7 protein-coding genes are annotated in these 4,065 nt (G+C 39.1%); 3 read left to right on the top strand and 4 right to left on the bottom strand.

Annotated elements, in window-relative coordinates; translation table 11 throughout:
- Window positions 1–44 precede the first annotated feature (44 nt).
- The 3 genes from ABN256_RS18750 to ABN256_RS18740 form a co-directional block, all read right to left on the bottom strand.
- Window positions 45–1,133, bottom strand: coding sequence for a replication protein (locus ABN256_RS18750; protein ID WP_349439902.1), 1,089 nt, complete (start codon window positions 1,131–1,133; stop codon window positions 45–47).
- Between the two features lie 276 nt (window positions 1,134–1,409).
- Window positions 1,410–1,736: a CII family transcriptional regulator gene (locus tag ABN256_RS18745; RefSeq protein WP_049220837.1), complete on the bottom strand. Its 327-nt coding sequence runs from the start codon at window positions 1,734–1,736 to the stop codon at window positions 1,410–1,412.
- A 197-nt stretch (window positions 1,737–1,933) separates the two neighbouring features.
- Window positions 1,934–2,146 carry a transcriptional regulator gene (locus tag ABN256_RS18740; RefSeq protein WP_110229456.1) on the bottom strand — a complete coding sequence of 71 codons (213 nt, stop codon included), beginning with the start codon at window positions 2,144–2,146 and terminating at the stop codon, window positions 1,934–1,936.
- Between the two features lie 106 nt (window positions 2,147–2,252).
- Between ABN256_RS18740 and ABN256_RS18735 the strand changes: the two genes are divergently transcribed.
- The 3 genes from ABN256_RS18735 to ABN256_RS18725 all read left to right on the top strand — a co-directional run bounded on the left by ABN256_RS18735 (window position 2,253) and on the right by ABN256_RS18725 (window position 3,686).
- A complete protein-coding gene (locus tag ABN256_RS18735) occupies window positions 2,253–2,972 on the top strand; it encodes an XRE family transcriptional regulator (protein WP_110229457.1) in 720 nt (239 codons plus the stop codon).
- 343 nt (window positions 2,973–3,315) lie between these two features.
- Complete coding sequence (locus ABN256_RS18730) at window positions 3,316–3,495, top strand: hypothetical protein (RefSeq protein ID WP_349439901.1); 180 nt, start codon at window positions 3,316–3,318, stop codon at window positions 3,493–3,495.
- A 14-nt stretch (window positions 3,496–3,509) separates the two neighbouring features.
- A complete protein-coding gene (locus ABN256_RS18725) occupies window positions 3,510–3,686 on the top strand; it encodes a hypothetical protein (RefSeq protein WP_349439900.1) in 177 nt (58 codons plus the stop codon).
- Here ABN256_RS18725 and ABN256_RS18720 read toward each other — a convergent pair.
- Window positions 3,683–3,862, bottom strand: a complete 180-nt coding sequence (locus ABN256_RS18720) for a hypothetical protein (protein ID WP_349439899.1) — start codon at window positions 3,860–3,862, stop codon at window positions 3,683–3,685. The two genes, ABN256_RS18725 and ABN256_RS18720, sit on opposite strands and share 4 nt — an antisense overlap.
- Between the last annotated feature and the right edge of the window lie 203 nt (window positions 3,863–4,065).

Here is a 4,065-nt window from a genome sequence, read left to right as displayed (position 1 = left end):
AATGACAGCCTGCTCTGAGTAATAATCCGTGAATTTATTTTCCATTAAACAATCCCTTTTTTCCGTTCGGTATATTCGCGCTTGGCTTGTTCGTAGGTTTGCGACCATCTTGTAGGTGTTAAGATCCAGTCAAGGGTTAACCATCCCTTGTCTTGTAAGCCAGTGAATAAACTTGATTGAGATATCAACTTGAAGCAGGTGTCCATGTGTTTTACTTCACGCCACTGCCCCTTGTTAGTTTTTCCATTCCAGACAGCTTCCAAATCTTTGTAAGCAGGTCTGCGTGATGTCCACTCATGAAAATCAATGGCTCTTTCAGGAACGTATTTGTTCCAGATTTTAATTAATTCTTCATGAGGACAATCGACAGGGTTGATACCATCTCGGCTTTTCCACTTGAGAGCGTCTGATAGGTATCCATCAAAGCGAGTCATTCGACACAAGCTCTGCGGTTTTAAATCTTTTCCATTCCTCCAAGTCTTAACAGCCCACTCCATCACAAGTTTAATTTCATCAGGTGTGTAGCATTCGCCTTTAGCCTTGATGGTGTTAAGTGCTTTTAGGATGGGTTCAGTAGATTGAAATTGAGAATGGGTTAGCTGATTAAAATAATCGAGAATTTCTAGAGCGATATTTTCCCCTGCGGGGGTAAGGGGGATCTTGTCTTTATTGTCTTTTGTATTATTGTCTTTTGTGTTTAGCACCTTCTGCTTAGTTGGTTTAGCGCTTTCTGCTAATGTTTTCTTAGCAGGTTTAGCTAATGTTTTACTGAATCCGTTATTTTTAGTTTCCCACTCAGATAGATTAGTGTTAATTCCTACTTTTCTTCCTTGTTGTATAAGGACTTTCTTTGTGATCAACTGATTTTTTGCTGTAGAGCAATGAGTACTATGCTTAAGAATCATCGACTCAAGTTGCTCATTGCTAATCCAATCCATTTTTTTGTTATAGCCATATGTTTTTCTCCACACGGCCAAAATAATACAGAGTTCAGTTTCACTTAATCCTGATGCCATAGTGGCTTCTAGTATCTCGTTTGCTACCCTTGAATACCCATTATCAAGATCTGCCACGTTAGGCCTCTCTTGCCGTCGTTGATTACCAAAAACTGCATATGCAACGTTATCTCTCATCGCTCTTACCTCCTAGTACCTGTTGACGATGTTCGGTGCGTATTTTCGCGTCTTCAAGCATTGCTCTTAGACACTTAACACCGTCCTGAGTAACCAATCTGTTAAAGCGATTTCTAGCGTTGTTTTTATGCACAGCACTATGATTAAATCGTTGTTTCATGGTATAATTCCCTTATTCCTAAGCTGTATCAGACAAGAGAAACCTAAATTCCCCTTGTCGTAATTACTGGTTATTGATACAGTGTATTTGTTAGTCTAAATGGTTAAGTCCATTTGTTAATGCGCCTCGGTTGCTCCAACAATCGGGGCGTTTTCTTTTGTTCTCATCTGTGACAGTTCACCTATTTGTTTCCATAAAAAGCGGTATTCTTCCTCTGATATTTTCCTCTCTCCTTCCATCACAAAATCGACTATCCCTGATGCAACTAATGTCTCGCATATCTCAGGATATTTTTCAGTTCTGCGTAGGATAGTTGAGTCATGAACACCTAATGTTTTAGCGACCACCGACTGAGTTTTATTTCTCAATGCCTGTAATGCCGAAGCCATCAAGTGATTTGAAATGAATTTATTAAATTGTTTGCGTGTATTTGTGTATTCCATGGTTTAATTTCCTTATTAAATTACTTCCCATATTGGGAACAGCAGTAATGATCCGTGGCTCATTCCATATGAGCGGATTGTTGATAATTGTCGGGATAGTGTCTCTTTCTCCCTCATCCGACTTTTAGCCATCCGTTTTGGCAGATCCTCGGGGCCGACAATATACTGTGCCGTTCAGTTACTGCTTTGCGATCTGATTAACTAAAAATTTCGTGTAAATCAGGTCTTAACTTGCTCGCTTGAACTACTCCGTTTGTTGCTAGTTCAATGCGTTTTGCGCTAGTGGCAGATGGTTTTTTCTTTCCATGTAACCAAGCCCATACAGAAGGTTGTTTTACGTTACATATCTCAGCCAGTTTCTGCTGACTACCAACCATGCCAATAGCCTTATCAATTAATTTATTTCTCATAAATAACCTCGGCTGTTGGAATATAGCTAATAATAGCCAAGGTTATTCGCGAAGTAAATAGCTTTAGCTGTTTGTTGTAAAATAACCTCGGCTATATAATGAAATTATGAAAAATACGACATTTGCAGAAAGGCTAAACTTAGCCATGAAGATGAGAGGAATGACTCAGGTTGAATTAGCTGAGTCAGTTGGGATGGCGCAACCTAGCGTCTGGAAACTCACGTCTGGAAAGGCTCAAAGTTCAAGAAAGGCCGTAGAGATAGCTAAATCACTAAACGTCGACCCTGTATGGCTAACGACTGGAGGTGGTGCTATTCCTGATTTCTTACAAAAAGAAAAGGATGGTGTTAGTAAAGATGAGCTATCAATGCGAGAAGTATCTGAGTGGGGAAATTCAACTCCGTTAGATGATGATGAGGTAGAAGTGCCCTATTTTAAAAGTATAGAATTAGCTGCGGGGGTTGGCTGTACAAATAACGAAGATCATAATAACTTTAAATTAAGATTTTCTAGATCAACACTAAGAAGATATGGAATATCACCAAGCGGCGTGTGTGCATTTCCTGTTCATGGTGAGAGCATGGAGCCAATAATACCCAACGGAACAACGGTTTTCGTGAATTGCAACGATAAGAAAATTGTTGATGGAGGAGTGTACTTTATAGAGCAAGATGATCTATTTAGAGTAAAGGTCTTATTAAGGCAGCCTGGCGGCAAACTGATAATCAGGAGTTACAATTCAGTAGATTACCCTGACGAAATAGCAGATATTGAAAGCGTAAAAGTTGTAGGCCGAGTTTTCAATATGTCTGTAATGTTAATATAAAAAGAGAATCACCACCCAAGCCCTCTTCATGAGGGCTTTTTTATACCTAAAAATCACCGTTCGTCACATTTCAATAAAAAATTAAAAAATAAATAGCCTTTTAAAACAAAAATATATAGCCAAATATAGCTTTTATATATCTCAGGCTATTTACATCAATAATAACTTTAGCTATATTAAACCACATCGAAGGGAAACCAGAGATAAAAGATAGTCGAACGGCGCGACTTTAAACCATGCGTCGGGCACTCGGCGGGTTCAGGTAAGAACGGCAATGAGATGCACTAATAGATGATTTATGAAACATCAATGTTTGCATAAGTCATTTAATCGGAGGTAGCAAATGAAATACATCATCACCTGCCCTGTATGCAAAGTTAAATTTGACGTGAGAATCCCGCTCACACATATCAATCAGTATCACGCAAAATCAACTGATTCAGAATTAATGAAGATCAGAGATGCACGACGTGAGGCACTTAAAACAAAACAGCCGAGTGAGTTCGGGGTGACGGCGAGATAAATAGGAGAAGTAAGATGAAATTTGAAGAGTTACCAGTTGACGTAAGGCAGGCGGCGCTTGATGCATACAAGCAAATTATTGTTAGAGAGGCTGGAGCAGTTGATGGCGAATATGTAAATGACCAAAAAGCCAGACTATCAAATCTGGCTGAAACCATAGCTACTGGCTTTATAAAAATGATGGAAAGTTAATTATCTTGTAACTTTTCAAACCTCTCATTAAGGGCATTAAAAAAATCTATAACATCAAGGGCTTTTCTTTTTCCTCCATGTGATTCGCAAGTGAAGGAGCCAGCCTTAATCATCTCCAGTGTTAATTGATAGGCGGCAGATGTTGGGTAGTTTTTTGGGTTCACTTCATCTGACATAAAACATTCCTTATTTTGACTGTGGAATAACCAATATATCAATTTTCCTTGACTGTGGAAAGTAAGGAACCACCTCGCCTGACGTGGCTAAAAGCAGGCACAGTTAACTAATTACAGTCCATCAAGGTGGGCTGTGGTGAGTTGATTAATAGATAGGAGATAGAGATGGATAGTAAGCCGATCGAAATTGAAATTATAAAAAC

The organism is Proteus sp. fly-1008 (genome assembly GCF_040140305.1).
Classification (GTDB): domain Bacteria; phylum Pseudomonadota; class Gammaproteobacteria; order Enterobacterales; family Enterobacteriaceae; genus Proteus; species Proteus vulgaris_B.
The sequence above is the reverse complement of the archived record's forward strand: the minus strand, read 5'-3'. Positions and strand labels throughout refer to the sequence as shown.